At 70.9% G+C, this 20,796-nt stretch carries 18 protein-coding genes and 1 pseudogene; 11 read left to right on the forward strand and 8 right to left on the reverse strand.

Going from position 1 to position 20,796, the window contains the following annotated elements; genetic code table 11:
- Nucleotides 1-533, reverse strand: a pseudogene (locus Z052_RS06600) (histidine kinase); the annotation flags it as partial.
- A gap of 289 nt (nt 534-822) precedes the next feature.
- Here Z052_RS06600 and gatB point away from each other — a divergent pair.
- The 4 genes from gatB (at nt 823) to Z052_RS06620 (ending at nt 3,427) form a co-directional block, all read left to right on the forward strand.
- Nucleotides 823-2,310: an Asp-tRNA(Asn)/Glu-tRNA(Gln) amidotransferase subunit GatB gene (gatB, locus tag Z052_RS06605; protein WP_049931386.1), complete on the forward strand. Its 1,488-nt coding sequence runs from the start codon at nt 823-825 to the stop codon at nt 2,308-2,310.
- 70 nt (nt 2,311-2,380) lie between these two features.
- Nucleotides 2,381-2,695: a hypothetical protein gene (locus Z052_RS06610; protein WP_099288915.1), complete on the forward strand. Its 315-nt coding sequence runs from the start codon at nt 2,381-2,383 to the stop codon at nt 2,693-2,695.
- Nucleotides 2,696-2,756: 61 nt separating this feature from the next.
- Entirely contained in the window at nt 2,757-2,972 is a 216-nt protein-coding gene (locus tag Z052_RS06615; protein ID WP_099288916.1) for a ubiquitin-like small modifier protein 2, read from the forward strand.
- Nucleotides 2,969-3,427 (forward strand): GNAT family N-acetyltransferase, encoded by a 459-nt coding sequence (locus Z052_RS06620; RefSeq protein ID WP_099288917.1) that lies wholly within the window; start codon nt 2,969-2,971, stop codon nt 3,425-3,427. Before Z052_RS06615 ends, Z052_RS06620 begins: the two co-directional genes overlap by 4 nt.
- Before the next feature lie 7 nt (nt 3,428-3,434).
- On the opposite strand, the gene Z052_RS06625 is transcribed toward Z052_RS06620, so the two are convergent.
- Nucleotides 3,435-4,793, reverse strand: coding sequence for an MEDS domain-containing protein (locus tag Z052_RS06625; RefSeq protein WP_158228672.1), 1,359 nt, complete (start codon nt 4,791-4,793; stop codon nt 3,435-3,437).
- Nucleotides 4,794-5,032: 239 nt separating this feature from the next.
- Between Z052_RS06625 and Z052_RS06630 the strand changes: the two genes are divergently transcribed.
- Together Z052_RS06630 and Z052_RS06635 are read left to right on the forward strand one after the other, a co-directional pair.
- Nucleotides 5,033-5,818, forward strand: coding sequence for a 23S rRNA (uridine(2552)-2'-O)-methyltransferase (locus Z052_RS06630; RefSeq protein WP_094582718.1), 786 nt, complete (start codon nt 5,033-5,035; stop codon nt 5,816-5,818).
- 114 nt (nt 5,819-5,932) lie between these two features.
- Nucleotides 5,933-8,452, forward strand: coding sequence for an extracellular solute-binding protein (locus Z052_RS06635; protein ID WP_099288919.1), 2,520 nt, complete (start codon nt 5,933-5,935; stop codon nt 8,450-8,452).
- Nucleotides 8,453-8,492: 40 nt separating this feature from the next.
- On the opposite strand, the gene Z052_RS06640 is transcribed toward Z052_RS06635, so the two are convergent.
- The 6 genes from Z052_RS06640 to Z052_RS06665 all read right to left on the reverse strand — a co-directional run bounded on the left by Z052_RS06640 (nt 8,493) and on the right by Z052_RS06665 (nt 14,495).
- Entirely contained in the window at nt 8,493-9,056 is a 564-nt protein-coding gene (locus Z052_RS06640; protein ID WP_089308050.1) for a dihydrofolate reductase, read from the reverse strand.
- Nucleotides 9,057-9,096: 40 nt separating this feature from the next.
- A complete protein-coding gene (locus Z052_RS06645; protein ID WP_099288920.1) occupies nt 9,097-10,155 on the reverse strand; it encodes an ornithine cyclodeaminase family protein in 1,059 nt (352 codons plus the stop codon).
- A gap of 20 nt (nt 10,156-10,175) precedes the next feature.
- Complete coding sequence (locus Z052_RS06650) at nt 10,176-11,660, reverse strand: glycerate kinase (RefSeq protein ID WP_099288921.1); 1,485 nt, start codon at nt 11,658-11,660, stop codon at nt 10,176-10,178.
- A gap of 85 nt (nt 11,661-11,745) precedes the next feature.
- Nucleotides 11,746-13,125, reverse strand: coding sequence for an NCS2 family permease (locus Z052_RS06655; RefSeq protein WP_049931397.1), 1,380 nt, complete (start codon nt 13,123-13,125; stop codon nt 11,746-11,748).
- A 126-nt stretch (nt 13,126-13,251) separates the two neighbouring features.
- Nucleotides 13,252-13,965, reverse strand: a complete 714-nt coding sequence (locus Z052_RS06660) for a phosphoribosyltransferase family protein (RefSeq protein WP_094520115.1) — start codon at nt 13,963-13,965, stop codon at nt 13,252-13,254.
- Nucleotides 13,966-14,039: 74 nt separating this feature from the next.
- Nucleotides 14,040-14,495 carry a hypothetical protein gene (locus Z052_RS06665; protein ID WP_049931398.1) on the reverse strand — a complete coding sequence of 152 codons (456 nt, stop codon included), beginning with the start codon at nt 14,493-14,495 and terminating at the stop codon, nt 14,040-14,042.
- A 183-nt stretch (nt 14,496-14,678) separates the two neighbouring features.
- Between Z052_RS06665 and Z052_RS06670 the strand changes: the two genes are divergently transcribed.
- Genes Z052_RS06670 through Z052_RS06690 form a run of 5 tightly spaced genes read left to right on the forward strand, consistent with a single transcriptional unit; the run spans nt 14,679 to nt 20,726 of the window.
- A complete protein-coding gene (locus Z052_RS06670; RefSeq protein WP_094520116.1) occupies nt 14,679-16,280 on the forward strand; it encodes an ABC transporter substrate-binding protein in 1,602 nt (533 codons plus the stop codon).
- 28 nt (nt 16,281-16,308) lie between these two features.
- On the forward strand, nt 16,309-17,301 hold the full coding sequence (locus tag Z052_RS06675; protein ID WP_049931400.1) for an ABC transporter permease: 993 nt from the start codon (nt 16,309-16,311) through the stop codon (nt 17,299-17,301).
- A 1-nt stretch (nt 17,302) separates the two neighbouring features.
- Complete coding sequence (locus tag Z052_RS06680) at nt 17,303-18,322, forward strand: ABC transporter permease (protein WP_049931401.1); 1,020 nt, start codon at nt 17,303-17,305, stop codon at nt 18,320-18,322.
- A complete protein-coding gene (locus Z052_RS06685) occupies nt 18,319-19,677 on the forward strand; it encodes an ABC transporter ATP-binding protein (RefSeq protein WP_241897912.1) in 1,359 nt (452 codons plus the stop codon). The genes Z052_RS06680 and Z052_RS06685 overlap by 4 nt, the downstream gene beginning before the upstream one ends.
- Entirely contained in the window at nt 19,674-20,726 is a 1,053-nt protein-coding gene (locus Z052_RS06690; protein ID WP_049931402.1) for an ABC transporter ATP-binding protein, read from the forward strand. The genes Z052_RS06685 and Z052_RS06690 overlap by 4 nt, the downstream gene beginning before the upstream one ends.
- Nucleotides 20,727-20,796 lie beyond the last annotated feature (70 nt).

The following is a 20,796-nucleotide window of genomic DNA, read 5'->3' on the forward strand; positions in this document are numbered from 1 at the left end:
GTCGTCGGTTCCGGTTCGGGTCCGCCTGCGTCCGGTGACTCCGGTCCGGGTCCGTCGTGTGCCGGCTCTGTCCCCGCTCCGTCGCGGTCGTCGCGTCCGCCATCGATCGCCTCCACGCGGTCGGCGAGCGTCTCGCCATCGGCCGCGAGCCGTCGCCCGGACACGTACTCGATCCCGAGCCGGCTCGCGTCGATGGCCGCGTCCGCGTCGTCGCCCGCCGAGTAGGCGAGCACGGCCGCGTCCGGGTAGCGGTTGCGGACCGATTCGAGGCGGTCGAGCGCGGCCGCGTCGCGCTCGACCGAGATCCCCCGGCTCGCGGCCCCGTCGCCGTTCAGTTCCGGCGCGTCGCGGTCACCTCGGGTCTCGTCGTCGAACAGCCTGACGACGACCCTCGCCGGATCGACGCTCCGGTCCGGGTCCCGGTCCGCGTCGCTCGCGACCTCGCTCGCTCGGCGGACGCGCGTCTCCGCGGGGAGCTCTCCCCACGCCGCGTCCACCGGCTCGCCGAGGTGGAGCGTCGGCTCAGCAGACATCCGTTACGGAACGGCACCGCGGCGGTCGCCCGCGGCCGGCGGGTCCCTCAGCGGCCATCCACCCTGTTGGCCGCTCGTCTCGCGCGACCGAGCGGCGGCCGCTGGCGCGTCGTCGCACTGGCCCGGCCGGGGCCCGCGAAGGTCGTCGGTTCACTCATCGCGCAAGGTACGAGCGGCCTCCTGATAATCGTTCCCACCGGGTTTTCGGATCTGAGAGCGTCGTCGGGCGTTCGCCCCGGCGGCCGTTGTCCCGACACGATTTAGGCGACCCGCTCACAACGGGCGGGTAATGAGTACGCAGGCCGCGACGACGGACCGGACGGTCGTGATCGGGTTGGAGGTCCACGTCCAGCTCGAGACCGACACGAAGATCTTCTGCGGCTGTTCGACGGAGCCCGAGGACGACGAGGCGCCGAACACGCGCACCTGTCCGACCTGCCTCGGGCTACCGGGCGCGCTCCCCGTCCTCAACGAGGCCGCCGTCGAGGCCGCGGTGAAGGTCGGGAAGGCGATCGACGCCGACATCCCCGAGACGACCACGTTCCACCGGAAGAACTACTACTACCCCGATCTCCCGAAGAACTTCCAGCTCACCCAGTACGACGCGCCGATCTGCGCCGACGGCGAGCTGGAGGTCCGCGTCGACGGCGACCCGCGGACGATCGGGATCACCCGCGCGCACCTCGAAGAGGACCCCGGCAGCCTCCAGCACGCCGGCGGCTCCATCGAGTCGGCCACCCACACGCTGGTGAACTACAACCGCGCCGGCACGCCGCTGATGGAGATCGTCACGGAGCCGGACTTCCGCTCGCCGGCCGAGACGCGCGCGTTCCTCGCGAAGCTGGAGGAGGTTCTGGAGTACCTCGGCGTGTTCGACCCCGGCCGCGACGGGAGCCTGCGCGTCGACGCTAACGTCTCGCTCGTCCCCGCCGAGCACGTTGCCGACGACGGGTCGATCACGGGCGACGCGCTCGACGACGTGAACCGCGCTGAGGTGAAGAACATCTCCAGCCACAAGGGCGCGGAGCAGGCGCTCGCCTACGAGGTCACCAGACAGGAGAACGTCCTCCGGCGCGGCCGCGAGATCGAACAGGAGACGCGTCACTGGGACGAGGACCGCGGCGTCACCGTCGGCATGCGGTCGAAGGAGGCCGAGAAGGACTACCGCTACTTCCGCGAGGGCGACCTGCCCGCGCTTGAGGTAGCCGACTGGAAGGAACAGATCGCGATCCCGGAGCTCCCCGACGCCCGCCGCGAGCGCTTCCGCGAGGAGTACGGGTTAGACCGCGAGGCCGCCTCCAAGCTCACCTCCACGAAGGCGGTCGCGGACTTCTTCGAGGACGTGGCGAGCGAGTTCGACCCCGACCTCGCCGCGACGTGGGTCGCCGACAACCTGCTCGGCGAGCTCAACTACCGCGAGATGGCGATCACGGACGTAGAGGGGCGGCTCGACGAGTTCACCCGCCTGATCGAGCTCGTCGCCGCCGACGAGCTGACGGTGAAGAACGCCGAGGAGGTCGTGCTCCGCGAGATGCTCGACGAGGGCGACGACCCCGAGACGGTCATCGACCGCGAGGACCTCGGCAAGGCCGAGAGCGGCGAGGTCGAGGCCGCCGTCGCGGCCGCCATCGACGAGAACCCCGACGCCGTGAGCGACTACCACGACGGCGACGAGGGCGCGATCAACTTCCTCGTCGGCCAGGTGATGCAGGCGACCGGCGGCAGCGCCGACCCCGGTCAGGTGAACGGGCTGCTCCGCGAAGAGTTGGACGGCTGAGCCGGCCGGACCGCTCGAATCGCTCCCGCCGGATCAACTCCCCCGCCACGCCGCAGCATTTCCCTCCGCCATGGCAATCGTCGAAACCGTCGTCGTCGGCCACGTCACCGGCTTCTGTCTCCTCCTCGCGTGGGCGATCTGTCGCCGCGGCGCCGTGGACCTGATCGCCGGTTACGACGGCGACCTCCCGCCGGAGCGCGAGGCGGACCTCGCCCGCGACGCGGCCGCGGTCCTCAGCGTCTCGGCGGCCGCGAGCGGCCTGATCGTCGTTAACGCGTGGACCGGCGCGGTCCCCCGCCCCGGCGCGCTGGCGACGGTCGCGATCGCCGCCGCAGTCGGGTGGTTCCTCTGGAGGTGGAACGGCCGCGCCCCCGACGCCGGTTGAGGCGTTCGACGCGCCCCGCCGAAACCGTGCGATTGACGCCCGCCCGCCCGCTACCGCGCTCATGGACGTGACCGTCGAGGTCGTCGGCGAGGGGGTCGACGAGTACAGCCTCGCCGCCGACGCGACGTACAACGACCTGATCCGCGCCGCGGGCTACCACCCGCAGGAGGCGTCGGCGCTCGTCGACGGCTCGCCGGTCCCGGGCGACCGCGTCGTCGACGCCGAGGAGGTCCGAGTGCTCCGGCTGATCAAGGGCGGCGCGACGGGCGACGCGTGACCGAAGACCGAGACCTTCCGACCGCGCCGGAGGACGTGACCGTGAAGCCGGCGACCGCGGCCGACCGGCTCGACGTCCTCCGGATCCTCGACGCCGCGATGCTGGAGACCGACGCCGCCACCGTCGACGACCGCATCGCGGCCGGAGACGTCATCGTCGCGCGCTCGACGCGCACCGGCGGAGTCGTCGGCGCGCTGGTCGCCGTGCGGCCCGATCCCGACCGGCTCCACGTCGACGCCGTCGCGGTCAAGCAGGTGCGCCGAGGAGAGGGGATCGGCTCCCGGCTCGTCGCGGCCGCGGTCGATCGGGCCGAGTCGGACCCCGCGGTCGAGACCGTCACCGCCCGGTTCGACGCCGACCTAGCCGAGTTCTACGCGGCGTTGGGGTTCGCGGTCGACGGCGCGGGCGCGGACGAGGGGCGGCGAGTCGGCCGGACCCGGGTCGACGGTGGCTGATCGGCGTTCAGTCGGCGACCCGGTACAGGTCGAACCGGACCCGCGTTCGGTCGTCGTCGTTGGCGAACTCGACCGTCCCGTGAGCCGACTCGACGATCCATCGAACGAGCCAGAGCCCCAGCCCGCTCCCGTGGGCCAGCGGCGTCTCACCCCTCTCGCGGAAACACCGGAGCTCGTGGTCGGGTATCGACCCGGGGTTCCGAACCTCGACGCGAACCCGCTCGCTCGCTGGGGTCGACACCGCGACGGAGACCGTCGGCGCCGGATCGTCCTGATGGACGATTCCGTTCCGGATCGCCTCTTCGAGGGCGATGTCGAGGTTCACGTCCGCGAGGACGACCTGATCCGAGGAGTCGGGGGTCCGGATCCGTGCGTTCGGGTGCTCCGACCGCACCTCTTCGACCGCCCGCTCGATCACCGGCCCGAGAGGGGTTGGCTCGATCTCCGAACTCCCGATGGTCTGCTGGATGTACCGGGCCTTCTCGGCCGTTTCGATGACGGCGTCCGCGTGTCTCGCGGCGGCGGCGACGAGGTCGGCCTCCGCGGCGGTCAGCGACTCGCTTCCCGTCAAGTCTTCGAGTGCCCCACGAACGACGTTGAGGTCGTTCCGGATGTTGTGGCGTAACACTCTGCTGAGCACACTGAGCCGCTGCTCGCGCCGACGAAGCTCTCGGTTGCTTTCCGCGACCCCGCGAGCCTGCTTCAGCATGATCCGGGCGTCGGCCCCCCCTTCCTCGGAGCGGTACTCCTCGGGGGAGACGTGGAACGGGTTCTCACACAGCGTGCGGTCGTAAACGATCTGCTGGTGGGTTCGAAGCGCCTTCGCGGCCGCCGCCTCGTCGAACCGACGGAGGTCGTACTGGCACAGCGCAGTCACCGCGAAGTCGGGACACGCGGCGTCGAACGCGACCTCGAAGTCGACGACCTCGTCGAACGATGTCTCGCCGTCGAACGCCCACGTGTTCTCGCCGGCGACCCACAACCCCTCGTACCCCTCGGCGGCGCTCCGCTCCGCCTCCGACCGCAGCTCGGCGACAGTTCCGTCGCGTTCGAAGCCCTCGTCGAGATACACCTCCGACGCGTCGCGGATCGCGAGGTCCCCGGCGTCGAGCTTCGCCGCCACGTCCACGCCCTCCGCGCGCAGCGCGTTCTCGATCCGCGATCGGGGGTTCGCGTCGACGAGGTACACGCACCGATGCCCGGTCTCGAGCCCGTACGAGAGGAACGCGGCCACGGTGTCGAGCTGCGTCGCCGCCGACTCGTAAAACAGCGCGAGGTGGCGGTCGAGGTCGCGGTCGGCGAACTCGGCGCGCAGGTCCGCCCGCGACCGGGCCGTGGAGCCGGTCGACTCGCCTGCGGTGGTCATCTGAACGGCCATCGTAAAGACCGGATGCTGAAAAAACAATTGACGCCCGCAACCGATGTGTCTCCGCTCATCACGGCGAAATTCCGGGGGAGACGCCGCGGCGGATCTCGGTCGAGTCGCACTGTGCCGCCGTCGCCCGCATCCGACGTTCATTTCCCGGTCGCCCCCGTCGTTACGGGTATGAGCGCTACCTCCACCCCGATCTCGGTGGCCCCGCGTCCGCCTGCGGTGATGACGCCATGAGCGGGAAAGACGATTACTACAACCGATCCAAACAGCAGGGGTACCGCGCCCGGTCCGCCTACAAGCTGAAACAGCTCGACGAGGAGGCGGACCTGCTCGCCCCCGGCGACACCGTGGTCGACCTCGGGGCCGCGCCCGGCGGGTGGCTCCAGGTCGCCGCCGAGGAGGTCGGGGAGGGCGGCACCGTCGTCGGCGTCGACCTCCAGCGCATCGAGGACCTCGACGAGGGCGACGTCGAGACGATCCGCGGTGACATGACTGAGGAGCGCACCCGGCACTACCTGCGCGAGGCGGTCGGCGAGCGCGGCGCCGACGTCGTCGCGAGCGACATGGCGCCGAACATGACCGGCGAGTACTCCCTCGACCACGCCCGCTCGGTCCACCTCGCGCGGCAGGCGCTCGACACCGCCGACGAACTGCTCGCGACCGGCGGCGACTTCGTCGTGAAGGTGTTCCAGGGCGAGGACCTCGACGCCTTCCGCGACGACGTGAGCGAGTCGTTCCAGTACGTCCGGACCGTCTCGCCGCCCGCCTCGCGGGACGCCTCCTCGGAGGTGTACCTCGTCGCGAAGGGGTACACCACCTCGCCGGTCGCCGAGGGCGAGCGGATCGAGGTGACCGTCGAGGAGGAGGGCGACGAGGGCGACGGCATCGCCTACGTCGACGGCTACACCCTGTTCGTCGACGCCGACGTCGGCGAGACGCTCGCGGTCGAGGTCACCGACGTCAAGCCGCGGTTCGGCTTCGCGGAGCCCGTCGACGACGCGGAGCCGTCGGCCTGAGCAGGCATCGCCGGTCGCGCTCGCTCCAGCCCGCCCCTCCCGTCCGCGCGGTCGCTATCAGTCGGAATAATCTGACTCTCGATCTTATGTACCCCGGCCGGAGAGTGACGACAAATGAACAGTGACGACGCACGCACAGGCTCCGCTCGCGGCACGTCCGATCGCGGTGCCGCCGACGGAGACCGCTCGACGACAGAGCCAGACGCGACCACCGACGGCGGCGTCTCGTCGGAGGCGGCGCACCCGTCGGGAACGTCCGACTGCGACGTGCCGGCCGAGGCGTTCCGGGAGGTCGCGGAGCGGCTCGCCGACGGCGACCTCGGGGCCCGGTTCCCGGCCGCGGAGACCGACGGCGAGGCGGCAGCGCTCGCGGCGACGCTCAACGAGTTCGTCGAGGGGGTCGCGGAGACGGTGTCCGACGCCGACGGCTTCGGCGACGAGGTCGCTGGCGCGACCGAGCACGTCCGGTCGAACGTCGACCGGGCGAAAGACCAGAGCGAAGAGGTGTACGCCGCGGTCGACGAGATCGAGTCGGCCGCGACCCGCCAGCGCGACGACATCGCGGCCGCGACGAGCGAGCTCCAGACCGTCTCGGCCGCCACCGAGGAGGTCGCCGCCTCCGCGGACCAGGTGGCCGAGACCGCGGCCGACGTCGCCGAGCGGGCCGACGAGGGGACCGACGCCGCGACGGCCGCGATCGAGGACCTCCGCGTCGTCGACGAGCGGACCGAGGAGGCCCTCGAACGGGTCGAAACGCTGGAGTCGGAGGTCGCGGCGATCGAGGACGTCACCGACCTGATCCAGGACATCGCCGACGAGACGAACATCCTCGCGCTCAACGCCTCGATCGAGGCCGCCCGCGCCGGCGAGGCCGGGGCCGGCTTCGAGGTGGTCGCCGAGGAGGTCAAGGGCCTCGCGGAGGAGGCGCGAGAGGCGACCGGCGAGATCGAGTCGTCGATACGGTCGGTTCGCGCGGAGACGGACGCGACCGTCGACGAGATGGCCGAGATGCGCGAGCGCGCCGACGAGGGGATCCGCACGGCCGAGGCGGCGCTGGAGGCGTTCACCGACCTCGCCGACGACGTCTCGGAGACGACGAGCGGCGTCGCGGAGATCCGCGACGCGACCGACGACCAGGCGACCTCGATCGAGGCGGTGGTCGACGCCGTCGAGTCGGTCGGCGACCTCGCCGAGGAGACGGCCGCGGACGCGGGCGACGCCACCGCGGTCGCGCACGCGCAGAAGACGTCGCTGGCGGAGGTGGCCGCCGGCGCGTCGACGCTCGCCGACCGGACCGGGACCTTAGACGACGCGCTCGACGCGTACGACGCCGACGGGACCGCCGACGACGATGCGGTCGTCCTCGACTTCTGGCACGCGTTCGGCGGCCGAAAGGCGCGGCTCCTCGACGAGTTCGCCGCCGAGTTCGCCGCTCAGACCGACGGGGTCGCGGTCCGCCCCGCCTCGAAGGGAAGCTACCGCGGCGCGTTCCAGGCGACGCTCGCGGCGGCGGACCGGGGCGAGCCGCCGGCGATCGCCCACCTCTACGAGATCGGCACCCAGCGCGCGCTCGACAGCGGGGCGTTCACGCCCGTCGAGCGCCTCCTCGACGCCGAATCCGGGCGCGTCGCCCGAGGCGGGCCCGCCGCCGCGAGCGGTTCCGGCGTCGCCCTCGGCGCCGACGACCTGCTCGACCCCGTCGCGAACTACTACCGGACGGACGGGGTGCTCCACTCGATGCCGTTCAACGCGTCGACGCCCGTGCTGTACTACGACCGGGCGGCGTTCGAGCGGGCCGGACTGGACCCCGACGACCCGCCCGAGACGTTCGACGAGGTCCGGCGCTGCGCCGAGCGGCTCGTCGAGCGCGGCGCGACCGAGACGGGGATCACGTTCGCGACGTACTCGTGGTTTATCGAGCAGTGGTTCGCCGAGGCCGGCGAACCCCTCGTCGACGCCGACAACGGTCGGGGCGGCACGCCGGAGGAGAGCCGGTTCGACGGACCCGTCGGCGAGCGGATCTACCGTTGGATCGCCGAGATGGCCGCCGACGGCCTGTACCACGACCCCGGCATCGAGGCCCGCGGGCAGGCCCGCGAGGCGTTCCAGGAGGGGCGCGCCGGAATGCTCATCGGCTCCACCTCCGCGATGGTCGACGTGCGGGAGGGCGCCTCCTTCCCGGTCGGCGTCGGCTACTTCCCGGTCGCCGACGAGCGGCACGGCGTCGTCGTCGGCGGGGGATCGCTGTGGGTCGCGGACGGCGCGTCGCCGGCGGAGCAGCGCGCCGCCGCGGCGTTCCTCGCCTGGCTCGCGGCCCCGGAACGGCAGGCGCGCTGGCACCGCGAGACCGGCTACTTCCCGGTCCACGAGGGCGCGATCGACCGGCTCGACCGCCAGGGGTGGTTCAACGAGAACCCCGGCTACCGCACCGCGATAGACCAGCTGCTCGACGCCGAGGACGCGGCGGCCACGACGGGCGCGCGGATCGGTCCGTTCGACACGGTCCGGACGCTCGCCGCCGAGGCGTCGGTCGACGCCCGCGAGCACGGGGTCGAGTCCGCGGTCGAGCGCCTCGCCGACAGCACCGCCGTCCAGCTCGAACGCTACGCGGCCGAGCGCGACGGCGGGGCGTAGTCGCTGTCGCGGGCGATCGAAAAGGCCGAGAGAAACCCGCTCAGCGCGCCCGACGGACCCACTCGCGCAGCGTGAACCGGTCGTACGCCGTCTCTTCGGCAACGTCCCACTCCGCCTCGTCCCACGCCGGGTAGTACGTGTCCCCGTCGAACGCGCCCTCGACGTGGCTGAGGGCCATCCCGTCGAGGTGCGGCTGGAACAGCTCGTAGATGCCGCCGCCGCCGAGGACGTAGACCGTCTCGTCCCCCTCGTCCGACGCCTCGACCGGCCCCGACGCCGGACTGGTCTCGGCGGGCACGCGCTCCCGCTCGGCGGGGGCGTCCCCGACGACGTCGCGGGCCGCCGCGAGCGCCTCCTCGACGCCGCTCGCGACGAGCGCCGTCGGCGCGTCGACCGCGTCGACGCTCCGGCTCACGACGATCTGGCGGCGTCCGGGCAGGTCGCCGCGCATCGAGTCGAACGTGCGTCGGCCGAGAATCACCGGTGACTCCGCGACGCGCTCGCGGTACTGCCGCACGTCCGCCTCGATGTGCGGCCACGGCACCTCGCCGTCTCTCCCGATCACCCGGTTCTCCGCGAGCGCCGCGACGCTGACGAGTCTCACGGCCGGCGTACGCGGCGAGGAGACAAAAGCGGCCCGTCGTTCAGCCGTCGAGGCCCAGCAGGTCGAACGGGTACCCGTTGTCCAGCTCGTCGGCGCGCTCGTAGACGACGCGCGCGGCCGCCACGTCCTGAATCGCGAGCCCCGTCGAGTCGAAGACGCTGACGCCGCTCACGCCGTCGGCGTCGGCGGGGGTCCCCGGCGTCCCGGGACGGCCCGCCCGACGGCCGACGACTATCTCGCCGATCTCGCCGTAGATGTCGTCGTCGGTGAGCGTCCCCGCGGCGTAGGGGACGTTGATCTCGCCCGAGTGGGTGCACTGCTCGTGGTCGTCGATGACGACCGTGGCGTCGACGAGGAGGTCGTCCGCGAGCTCGTGTTTCCCCTCCGCGTCCGCGCCCATCGCGTTGACGTGCGTGTAGTCGCCCACGTCCTCGGGACCGACGATCGGACTCTCGACCGGCGTCACCGTCGAGAGGATATCGCAGTGGCCCGCCTCCGAGACCGAGCCCGCGCGCACGTCGAACCGGCCCCCGAAGGCGTCGAGGAAGTCGGCGACGCGCTCCTCGTCGAGGTCGCTCACGACGACCTCCTCGATGTCCCGCACCGTCGAGATCGCTTCGAGTTGGGTGTACGACTGGACGCCGGCGCCGACGATCCCGAGCGAACTCGCGTCGGGGACGGCGAGGTGGTCGGTCGCGACCGCGGCGGCCGCGCCGGTGCGTTTCATCGTCAGCGTCGTCCCGTCGAGGACCGCCAGCGGGAACGCCGTCTCGGGGTCGGAGTAGATCATCGTCCCCATCACGGTCGGGAGGTCGTGGTCGGCGGGGTTGTCGGTGTGGACGTTCACCCACTTGATCCCGGCTGCGTCCCACCCGTCGCCGGTCGCCGTCTCCTCGGCGACGTCCTCCTCGCGGACGTCGAGGTAGGCGGGCATCGACCGGAAGTCGCCGTTGTACTCGGGCAGGTCGATGTACGACTTCGCCGGCATCTTGGCGTCGCCGCGCTCGTAGGCGGTGAACGCGCCGCGGACCGCGTCGATTACCCGGTCCATCTCGGCGTTCTCGTCTACGTCGTCTGCGTTGAGGAGCAGCGTCTGCATGCCGCAAAATTCGCCGGCCGTCACTTAGTCCCTTCCGAACGCGATCCGCTCGCCTCAGACCCCGCAACGCGTCCGCCGACCACCACCGCGCGCAGGTCGTTGACGTTCGTCCCGGTCGGTCCCGTGCGGACCAGCGCGTCCGCCCCGTCGAGCAGCGGGTACGCGTCGTGCTCGTCGAGCGCGGCCGCGGCCGCATCGCGGCTCAGGGTGGCCTCGGGGCCGTCGCCGACGAGGCGGTCGTCGATCAGCGCGCCGGCCGCGTCCGTCGCGCCGTCGATACCGTCGGTGTCGACGCTCGCGACGGCGATCCCCTCGCTGTCGCGCCCCGACGCGTCGAGCTCGGCCGCCGCCGACAGCGCGAACTCCCCGTTCGGCCCGCCCTCGCCGGGGTCCGCCCCGAGCGTCACCGTCACCTCGCCGGCCGAGAGGAGGACCGCGGGCGGAGCGACCGGGTCGCCCGCCGCCCGGCACTCCTCGGCGACCGCCGCGTGGGTCTTCGCCGCCTCCCGCGCCTCGCCGCGCACCCGCGAGGAGAGCACGAGCGGGTCGTACCCCCGCGCCGCGGCGACCTCCCGGGCCGCGTTCAGGGCCGTCCGCGCGCTCGCGACGATCCGGACCCCGACGCCGTCGAACGCCGGGTCGCCCGTCTCGGGGGTCTCCGCGACCTCGCCTGCGGCGCCGCGGTCGAGCCGCGCGGTCACGGCGTCCGGGGTGTCGACCCCGTACCGGTCGAGGACCGCGTTCGCGTCCGCGTAGGTCGTCGGGTCGGGCGAGAGCGGGCCGCTCGCGATCACCGCCGGGTCGTCGCCGGTCACGTCGCTGATCGCGAGGCCGAGGACGTCGGCGGGGGCGGCCGCCCGGGCCAGCCGTCCCCCCTTCACCGCCGAGAGGTGTTTGCGGACCGCGTTGATCTCGTCGATAGTCGCGCCGCTGGCCAGCAGCGCCTCGGTCGTCTCGCGCAGGTCGTCAAGCCCGATCCCGTCGGCGGGCGCGGCCAGCAGCGCGCTCCCGCCGCCCGTGAGCAGGCCAATCACGAGGTCGTCGGCGCCGGCGTCGGCCGTGAGCGCCCGCACCCGACGGGCGCTCTCGACGCCCGTCTCGCTCGGCGTCGGGTGGTCGCCGGGGAGGACGGCGACCCGCTCGGTCTCGACGGGGTCGTCCGTGACTACCGCGCCCTCAGCTATCCGGCCGCCGAGGAGCCGCTCGACCGCGGCCGCGAAGTGGCCCGCCGCGTTGCCCGCCCCGACGACCAGCACGCGGTCGTACGCGGCGAGGTCGTAGGCGGCCGTCGCGTCGTCGTGGGCCGTGTTCGCGTCCTCGACGCCCGCGACCGTCAGCCGGTCGCCGTCCAGCGCGAGGGCGTCGTCGACCACTCCGGCCGGGTGCGCCGCCTCGATGCCGGCCACGACGCAGTCGAGCGCGAGTTCGCGGACCGGATCGCCCGCGTGTCCCTCGCGGTCCGCGACGGTCACGGAACGGTCGGCGTCGTCGGGTGCGTCAGACATGGGTCGGATCGCTCATTCCCGTCTGCGTTCCGACGCTTCAAGAGGACTCCGCCGAGGCGCCCGGAGGAGCCCCGCCCGGCCCCGCTCAGAGGATGAGATCGGCGGTCGAGAGGACGTAGTAGACCGCCAGCAGCGCGGCGATGGCGTACTGCCCGAGCGCGACCTCGTCGCCCTCGCCGACCGCGAGCTTGATGATCGGGTACGCGACGATACCGGCCGCCAGCCCGTCGGCGATGGAGTAGGCGAACGGCATCACGGTGACCGTGAGCCCGGCGGAGACGGCCCACGCGGGATCGTCCCAGTCGACCTCGACGAGCCCCTGAAGCATCATCACGCCGACGACGATCAGCGCGATGAAGGAGGCGTACTCGGGGATCGCGGCGACGACGGGGATCACGGCGAGCGACGCGAGGAACAGCGCGGCGACGACCAGGGCGGTGAGCCCGGTGCGACCGCCCTCCTCGACGCCCGCGGACGACTCGATGAACGTCGTCACCGTCGAGGTGCCGACCATCGCGCCGAAGGTGGTCCCGACGGCGTCGGCCATCAGCGGCTTGTCCATGTCGGGGAGGTCGCCGTCATCGTCGAGGAAGTCGCCGAACTGCGAGACGCCGATGAGCGTCCCCGCGGTGTCGAAGAAGTCCACGAAGAAGAACGTGAACACGACCAGCACGAACGTGAGCGGGTCGATGTTCGCCAGCCCGTCGACGAACGCGCCCGCGAGCGGCGTGATGTCGTACTGCGCCGACGGCAGCGTCTCCGGCGTGACCGTCCCGCGGGCGAAGACGCCGCCGAGAGTGAGCGCCCAGCCGGCAATCGATGTGGTCGCGATGCCGATGACGATGGCGCCCGTGACGTTCCGCGCCCACAGCACGAACGTCAGCACCAGCCCCAAGACCCCGAGGATCGCCCACGGGTTCGCGAAGACGCCGCCGAGCGTGACCAGCGTCGCCTCGTCCGGCACGACGATCTGGAGCTCCTGAAGCCCGATGAAAAGCAGGAACAGGCCGATGCCGGCCCCGACCGAGCGCTTCACCGGCTCCGGGAACAGCCGGATGACGTACTCGCGCGCGCCGACGAGGGTCAGGAGTATGAACAGGACCCCCTCGACGAAGACGGCGGCCAGCGCCGTCTGCCACGGCACGCCGAGCCCCAGCACGACGGTGTACGCGAAGAAGGCGTTGAGCCCGAGCCCGGGCGCGAGCCCGAACGGCCGGTTCGCGTACAGCGCCATCACGGCCGTCCCCACCGCCGCCGAGAGGACGGTCGCGATGGCGATCATCTGGACCACCTCGAAGAACTCGTACCCGGGGATCTGGATCGCGTCGGCCAGGATGAACGGGTTCACGACGATGATGTACGACATCGCGAGGAACGTCGTGAGCCCGGCGACCAGTTCGGTGCGGACGTCCGACCCGTGCGACTCCACGTCGAACCGCTCGGCGAGCGTGTCTGAAAGGCCCATTGAACGGGTAGATGTTCCCCGGGATCGAGTGATAAGCTTTGCTGAACGAAGCGCTCAGATATACACAAACGCGCATTAAAACGCGAAAAAGTCCTGTTTATTCTCGAAGAGTATGCGCGAACGTGGCTACTCGAACGTGGTCAGCGCGCCGACCGGCGCGTCGGTGATCGCTCGCGCGCGGTCCATCCCCTCGTCGCCAACGGCGATGAGCGCGAACACGCCGGTAACGTCAGCGTCGCCTTGGAGCGCGATGTCCAAGAGGAGCTCTTGAGTCTCGCCCGACCGGATCAGGTCGTCGACGACCAACACCGTGTCGCCGGCGTCGATGGCGCTCGCGGGGAGGTAGTAGGTGAGCTCGATGCCCGAAGCGAGCCGCTGGCGCGACTCGATGAACTCCTCGACGGCGGTCTCCTTCGACTTCTTCGCGTACGCTAGGCGCGCGTCGAAGAAGGAGGCCATCGCCGCGCCGAGCGTGATCCCGTCCGTCGCGGCCGTCAACACCACGTCCGGCGACTCGAACTCGAACGTCTCCGCCGCCACAGGCGCCACGAGGTCGAGGAACGACTGGTCGAAGACGACGCCGGAGTTGTCGACGTAGCCTTCGTCGTCGAACTCGACGCGCGCGACCAGCTCGTCGGCGAGCGCCTCGCGCCCGACCGACTCGACCACCTCGCTCGCGCGGTCGGTGCCGGGCAGGACGTGCCCGTTCACGTACCGGTTCAGGTCGCCAGCGGGCAGCCTGGTCACCGCGGACAGCTCCTCGTACGTTCGCGTCTCCTTCAGCATCCGCAACACGGCGACCGCCTGTAGCTGGAGGGCCGCCTTCTCTGCGCGGTTCATACTAATGATCGCGATCGCACAAGTATGAACATGTCGAAGTCACACGCGGGGAGAACACCCCACGAGTGTGGTTCTCACGACTCGGGCGCGTCGAAGAACACCGCGGGGTCGTCGATCGCGATCGCGACGTGGTCGCGGTCGTCGAGCGGGCGCAGCCGGACCGTGAGCGCGCCGTTCGCCGCCGCGGCCGCGCGCAGCGAGGCGAGGTCTTCGTCGCCGATGTACGTCGGAATACAGAGCGCCACCTCCGCCGCCTCGTCGGTCGCGACCACCAGCCGGTACGCGACGCCGTCCGCGGCGCCCGCGTACACGTCGACGCCGTCGATCGCGGCCTCGTCGACCGCCTCGAGCGCCGCCTCGAACTCCGACTCCGGTAACAACACGTCGACGCGGGCCGCGTCGGCGACCGGGTTCACCTGTCCGGGGTGTCCGGCGACGGCGGTCCAGCCGCGCTCTCGGTACGCCGCTGCCGTCGACTCCGCGTCCTCCTCGACCGCTCCCCACCGCGGTCCGGGATCGGGTACGTCCATGTCGCGCGGCTACCGCCCACGTCCGTACATAAGCGTCGGTTTCCGACTCGTATCGTGCCTGTCCCGCGTACCCGCGCTCGCCCCCGACCCGTCTGCGCTACCGTCGACGGACCGTTGGCAGTCGGGCCGAAAGGGGCCGGGTCTGCCGGTAGGTTCATAACTCTCTATCGTATGGGATCGCCTATGCCTACTGACAACGACGATCATGTCGACAGGCGGACGGTGCTCAAGTACGCCGGAACGGCCGGTGCTGTCGGTCTCGCAGGCTGTTCCGGAGGCGGCGACGGCGGCGACGGCGGCGACGGTGGCGGCGACGGCGGTGACGGTGGCGACGGCGGCGGCGACAGCTTCGAACTCGGCGTCACCATGGGCCAGATGGACTCCGGGCTCGACCCGCAGGACCACGCCGAGACGAACACCGAGATCATCGTCGGCCAGCTGTACGAGGGCCTCCTCGACCGCGACAAGGAGGGCGGCATCATCGCCGGCCTCGCCAACGAGTGGGAGCGCACCGAGGACGGTAGCGTCCAGTTTATGCTGCGCGACGGGATCACCTTCCACAACGGCGACGAGGTCACGCCGCAGGACGTCCGGTACAGCATCCGCCGGATCGTCTTCGAGGACGTCGGGATCGTCAGCCCGCAGTCCAACGACCTCGGCCTGGTCGACGAGGTGACGCCCGGCGACGGGCAGGTGACGGTCTCCTTCGAGGGGTTCAACCCGATCGCCTTCCAGCTGTTCGCGACGAACGGCCCGATCATGCAGCAGTCGTGGGTCGAGGAGAACGGCGGCGACTACATCAACCGGAACGCCAACGGGACGGGGCCGTTCCGCCTCACGAACTACGAGTCGGGGAACCAAGTCGTCTACGAGCCCAACGAGGAGTACTGGGACGGCGCGCCCGAGGTCGACGAGCTCACCATGACCGCCTCCAGCGAGTCGAGCACGCGGGTCAACCAGCTGCTCGCGGAGGAGACGGACATCGTGACGAACGTACCGCCGAACGAGGTGTCGCGGGTGAACAGCTCCGACGTGGCGACGATCAACTCCGTTGCGAGCGCGCGGATCATCTTCCTCCAGATGCGCTACGACGTGGAGCCGTTCTCCAGCCAGCAGTTCCGGCAGGCGATGAACCACGCGGTCGATGTCGAGAGTATCATCGAGAACGTGCTCAACGGCTTCGGCAACATCACCTCCCAGCCGACCCTCGACGGCCACGTCGGCTACAACCCCGACATCGACCCGTATCCGTACGACCCCGACGAGGCCGAGCGGCTCGTCGAGGAGTCGGGGCACGCGGGCGTCGAAATCACGCTTGAGACGCCGATCGGCCGGTACCTCCGCGACGTCCAGATCGCGCAGGCGGCCGCCAGCCAGATCGACTCGCTGTCGAACGTCTCCTGTGAGGTCGAACAGCGTGAGTTCTCTTCGCTCGTTCAGGACGTCACTGCGCCGAACATCGAGGACCGCCCGCACTTCAACCTCCTCGGGTGGGGGAACGCGGAGTTCGACGGCAGCCAGACGCTGACGCCGCTGCTCTCCTCCGAGGGCGCGCTGACGGTGCTGAAAAACGACGAGCTCGACGGGCTGCTCACGGACGCCGAGGCGACCGAGGACCCCGACGAGCGCGTCGACATCCTCCAGGAGGCGAACCAGCTCGCCCACGACCTCGCGCCGTGGGTGTTCATGCACCAGCAGTTCAGCGTCTACGGCGTCTCCAGCGACATCTCCTGGGAACCGCGGGCCGACGAGTTCATCGACCCGGACACGGCGACCCAGCAGTAACGCGACTCACCTCTCCATATCGTTAGTAATGTCACTCGGCAGATTCGCACTCAAAAGAAGCCTCCAGGGGATCGGCGTCGTCTGGGGCGTCATCACGGTCGTGTTCGCGCTCCGGTTCGTCACCCCCGGGAGCCCGATCAACGCGGTCGCGCCGCTCGACGCGTCACAGGAGACGCGGCAGGCGATCGCCGCCGAACTGGGGCTCGACCAGCCGCTGTACGTCCAGTACGGACGGTACGTCTTCGAGCTGCTCCAGGGCGACATGGGCCGGTCCTACATCCGCGGACAGGAGGTCACGACCCTCGTCTTCGAACGCCTCCCCGCCACCGTGGAACTCGCCGTCGCCGCGAGCGTCGTGGCGATCGTCTTGGCGATCCCGCTCGGCGTGATCAGCGCCACGAACCGGAACGACCCGGTCGACTACGGCGCGACACTGCTGTCGCTCGGCGGCATCTCGACGCCGAACTTCTGGCTCGGGATCATGCTCATCCTGATCTTCGCGGTGGAGTTCAACATCTTCAACACCAGCGGCCGCGGGGTCGACGTCGGCGACGTCGCCCTCTCGGTCGTCAACGCCGAGCCGTTCGTCGGGACGCTGCTGACGTGGCTCGCGTACATCACGCTGCCCGCGATCGCCTTGGGGACCTACTTCATGGCGCTCATCACCCGGCTGACGCGGTCCGGGATGCTGGACGAACTCAGCCAGGGCTACGTCCAGGCCGCGCGCGCCAAGGGGCTCCCGCGGACGCTGATCCGATACAAACACGCGCTCCGGAACACCCTCATCCCCGTGATCACCGTCCTCGGACTCCAGCTCGGGACGCTGATCGGCGGCGCCGTGATCACCGAGGCGGTGTTCTCCTGGCCCGGGCTCGGCACGCTGGTCATCGAGAGCATCAACCAGCGGGACTGGCCCGCGCTCCAGGGGAGCCTCATCGTCATCGGGACGAGTTTCGTCCTCGTCAACATCCTCGTCGACGTTGTGTACGCCTACCTCGACCCGGAGGTGGTGACCGACTAACATGGTCTCTTCACGTGTCATTCGCAATCTCAAGAAGGAGTTCAGACAGAGCGGGCTCGCGAAGCTCGGGCTGGCGCTGGTGGTGATCATCGTGTTGGCCGCCGTGTTCGCCCCGTTCATCGCGCCCCACAACCCGAACGACCAACAGCTCAACCAGAGCGAGCTGCCGCCGATCGGCTTTTCGCAGACGGAGGAGCGGACCTCCTCGCAGATGGTCGACGGCGAGATCCAGACCGTCACCGAGGAGGTCGAGATCACCGCGGACCCGGCCCACGTGTTCGGCACCGACGGGCTCGGTCGCGACATGTTCTCGCGAGTGGTGTACGGCGCCCGGACCTCGCTCGTCGTCGGCGTCCTCGGGACGCTCTTGGCGGCGTCGATCGGGGTGCCGGTCGGCCTGCTCGCCGGCTACCACCGCGGACGGGTCGACGACGCGCTGATGCGGATCGCGGACATCAGCCTCGCGTTCCCCTCGCTCGTGTTGGCGGTCGCGCTGATCGGGCTGTGGGGCCGCGCGGCGGTGAACGTCCCCGACCCGTTCGTCGTCGCTGGCCTCGCGCCGGAGATGCCGAGCAGCTTCGTATTGCCGATAACGGTGGTGATCGTCGTCGGCCTCGTCAACTGGGTGTGGTTCGCCCGCGTCGCCCGCGGGGAGGCGCTCTCCTTGCGCGGGCAGGAGTACGTGAAGGCGTCGCGCGCGCTCGGCGCCGGCGACAACACGATCATCCTCCGGCACGTCCTCCCGAACGCGATCACGCCGATCATCGTCCTCGGGACGGTACAGGTGGCGGCGATCATCCTCTTGGAGAGCTCGCTGTCGTTCCTCGGCTTCTCCGGGACCACGCTGTCGTGGGGCTTCGACATCGCGCAGGGGCGCGACTACGTCTCCTCCGGCCAGTGGTGGATCGCCTCCATCCCCGGGCTCGCGATCATGCTGTCGGTGATCGGGATCAATCTGCTCGGCGACTGGCTGCGTGACGCCTTGGACCCCGGTATCGAGGGCGAAGGGGGTGCCGCATGAGCGACGCCGAGCGGCCGGACGACGACCCGGCGGGGAGCGAGCCGACCGCGGCGACCGACGGCGGGGCGAGCGACCCCGCCGCGACCGCCGACGCCGGACGCCTCGGCGCGGCGACGCCGAGCGGGGCGCCCGCGCCCGGCGACGTGCTGTCGGTCCGGGACCTCTCGACCCGCTTCTTCACCGAAGAGGGGCAGATCAACGCGGTGGAGTCGGCGTCGTTCGACCTCCGCGAGGACGAGATCCTCGGCGTGGTCGGCGAGTCCGGCTCCGGCAAGTCCGTGACGGCGCTGTCGCTCGTCGACCTCGTCGAGACCCCGGGCCGGATCACCGCCGGCGAGGTGTGGTACCGCGACCCCGACCTCGCCGAGGAGTTCCGCGGGACCGAGGGGGTCGGGGTCGACGGCGACCACGTCGACCTCCGGACCGTGCCGCCCAGCGTCCGGCGGTCGCTGCGCGGCCCCTCGTTCAGCGTCATCTTCCAGGACCCGATGAGCAGCTTCAACCCCTCGATCACCGTCGGCGAACAGATCGCCGAGGCGGTCGAGGTGCAGCGGCGGGCGCGGGCGAACCCCCGCTCGACCCGCTCGCGGACGCAGGGGTACGGACTCGGGAAGTACCTCCTCGACGGGATCGTCCCCGGTCGCGACTACACCAGCGAGGAGAGCATGGACCGGGCGGTCGAGCTGCTCGGGCAGGTCGGGATCCCCGACCCCGAGGAGCGCGTCGACGAGTACCCCGGCCAGTTCTCGGGCGGGATGCTCCAGCGCGCGATGATCGCGCAGGCGCTCGCCGGCGAGCCGGACGTGCTGATCGCCGACGAGCCGACGACCGCCCTCGACGTGACGATCCAGGCGCAGATCCTGAACCTGCTGAAAGAGATCCAGGCGGACCGCGGGATGAGCATCGTGCTCATCACCCACGACCTCGGTGTCATCGCCGAGATGTGCGACCGCGTCTGCGTGATGTACGCCGGCGAGATCGTCGAGCGCGGCACGCTCGACTCCGTCTTCGAGGACACCGTTCACCCGTACACGCGGGGGCTGCTCGGCTCCATCCCGGACGTGGACGACCCGCGGGCGCGGCTCGAACCGATCGCGGGCAACGTCCCGAGCCTGATCGACGCCGAGATGGGCGACCGGTGTTACTTCGCGGACCGGTGCCCGAAGGCGATGGAGGCGTGCCTCGACAAGCCGCCCGAGGCGACGGTCGACGCCGCCGCCGACCACGGCGCCAAGTGCGTCCTCGCGGACCGCGAGTACGACCCGGCCGACGCGCTCCCCGACGGCTACTTCGACGGGGGCGACGCCGCCGATCCCGACGACGGGGTCGCGGCCGACGGAGGTGACGGCGAGTGAGCGACTCGCTGCTCTCCGTCGACGGGCTGAAAAAGTACTACGCGGACGACCCGTCGCTCGTCGACCGCCTGCTCGGACAGGAGTCGGAGAGCGTGAAGGCGGTCGACGGCGTCTCCTTCGACGTGCGCGAGGGCGAGACGCTCGGGCTCGTCGGCGAGTCCGGCTGCGGGAAGTCGACGACCGGCGAGACGGTGTTGCGGCTCCGCGAGCCCACCGCCGGCGAGATCACCTTCGACGGCGAGGACGTGCGGGGCATGGGGTCGCGGGAGCTGACGGAGTTCCGCCGGCGCGCCCAGATCGTGTTCCAGGACCCGTTCTCCAGTCTCGACCCGCGGATGACCACCGGCGACATCGTCACTGAGGGGTTGCGGATCCACGACGTGGCCGACCGGGCTGAGCGGCGCGAGACGGCCCGCGACCTGCTCGAACGCGTCGGGCTGTCCGCCGACCAGATGGACCGGTACCCCCACGAATTCTCCGGCGGGCAGCGACAGCGGATCGGGATCGCCCGCGCGCTCGCCTTGGACCCCGACTTCGTCGTCCTCGACGAGCCGGTGTCCGCCCTCGACGTGAGCGTTCAGGCCCAGATCCTGAACCTGCTCGAAGACCTTCAGGACGACTTCGGGCTCACGTTCCTCTTCATCGCGCACAACCTCGGCGTGGTCCGCCACGTCTGCGACCGCGTCGCGGTGATGTACCTCGGCGAGATCGTCGAGATCGGGCCGGTCGAGGAGATCTTCGACGACCCCGCCCACCCGTACACGAAGGCGCTCCTGTCGAGCGTCCCGCGAGCGAGCACGGACGCGCGAGACGAGGAGTTCACCACGCTCCGCGGCGACGTGCCCTCGCCGCGGAACCCGCCGAGCGGGTGTCGGTTCCACACCCGATGTCCGGAGGCGCGGGCCGCCTGCCGGGAGTCGACCCCCCCGGGGTACGACCTCGGCGAGGAGCGCACGGCGACCTGCTTCCGGACGGACGACGACCACGCCTACTGGGACAGCGAGCCCATCGGCGAGAACGCGGCCGCCGAGGAGCCGGCGGACGACTGAGCGATCCGGTCGCCGCGGTCGCTGCCGCATTTATGTGCTCGCGGACGAACTGGTTCGCTCGTCGTGTCTC

The organism is Halorubrum sp. C191 (genome assembly GCF_002727095.1).
GTDB classification, from domain to species: Archaea; Halobacteriota; Halobacteria; order Halobacteriales; family Haloferacaceae; genus Halorubrum; species Halorubrum ezzemoulense.

Coding starts and splice junctions, on each gene's coding strand:
- Z052_RS06650 (WP_099288921.1), bottom strand. CDS start 11,660: ATGTCTGACGCACCCGACGACGCCGACCGTTCCGTGACCGTCGCGGAC.
- Z052_RS06615 (WP_099288916.1), top strand. CDS start 2,757: ATGGACGTGACCGTCGAGGTCGTCGGCGAGGGGGTCGACGAGTACAGC.
- Z052_RS06645 (WP_099288920.1), bottom strand. CDS start 10,155: ATGCAGACGCTGCTCCTCAACGCAGACGACGTAGACGAGAACGCCGAG.
- Z052_RS06680 (WP_049931401.1), top strand. CDS start 17,303: ATGGTCTCTTCACGTGTCATTCGCAATCTCAAGAAGGAGTTCAGACAG.
- Z052_RS06670 (WP_094520116.1), top strand. CDS start 14,679: ATGCCTACTGACAACGACGATCATGTCGACAGGCGGACGGTGCTCAAG.
- gatB (WP_049931386.1), top strand. CDS start 823: ATGAGTACGCAGGCCGCGACGACGGACCGGACGGTCGTGATCGGGTTG.
- Z052_RS06635 (WP_099288919.1), top strand. CDS start 5,933: ATGAACAGTGACGACGCACGCACAGGCTCCGCTCGCGGCACGTCCGAT.
- Z052_RS06675 (WP_049931400.1), top strand. CDS start 16,309: ATGTCACTCGGCAGATTCGCACTCAAAAGAAGCCTCCAGGGGATCGGC.
- Z052_RS06655 (WP_049931397.1), bottom strand. CDS start 13,125: ATGGGCCTTTCAGACACGCTCGCCGAGCGGTTCGACGTGGAGTCGCAC.
- Z052_RS06685 (WP_241897912.1), top strand. CDS start 18,319: ATGAGCGACGCCGAGCGGCCGGACGACGACCCGGCGGGGAGCGAGCCG.
- Z052_RS06610 (WP_099288915.1), top strand. CDS start 2,381: ATGGCAATCGTCGAAACCGTCGTCGTCGGCCACGTCACCGGCTTCTGT.
- Z052_RS06625 (WP_158228672.1), bottom strand. CDS start 4,793: ATGACCACCGCAGGCGAGTCGACCGGCTCCACGGCCCGGTCGCGGGCG.
- Z052_RS06660 (WP_094520115.1), bottom strand. CDS start 13,965: ATGAACCGCGCAGAGAAGGCGGCCCTCCAGCTACAGGCGGTCGCCGTG.
- Z052_RS06665 (WP_049931398.1), bottom strand. CDS start 14,495: ATGGACGTACCCGATCCCGGACCGCGGTGGGGAGCGGTCGAGGAGGAC.
- Z052_RS06630 (WP_094582718.1), top strand. CDS start 5,033: ATGAGCGGGAAAGACGATTACTACAACCGATCCAAACAGCAGGGGTAC.